A 257-nucleotide genomic window follows, 5' to 3' on the forward strand; every position below is an offset into this window, starting at 1 on the left:
ATCCGGAAGTCCGAGGTGCACGCCCATCTCCGAGGCCAGCGCATCGAGCACGCGGAGGTCGGACATCCTGGAGGGGGTGGGAAGTGCGGCATCGAACGTCTTCCGGCGTCCTTCCCAGTCGAGACAGGAGCCGGACTTCTCGGCGACGGAGGCGACGGGGAACACCACGTCGGCCATGGCGGTGACCGCACTCGCGCGGATGTCGAGTGCGACGACGAACCGTGCGCGTTCCAGCCCTGCCCGGGCTGCGGCCGGGT

1 protein-coding gene is annotated in these 257 nt (G+C 69.6%); it reads right to left on the reverse strand.

The window, feature by feature from the left end:
- On the reverse strand, window positions 1-257 hold a 257-nt coding region (locus tag AC0IX4_RS23140), incomplete at both ends, for a molybdopterin-dependent oxidoreductase (protein ID WP_471831424.1).

The organism is Rhodococcus sp. AC861 (assembly GCF_979256035.1).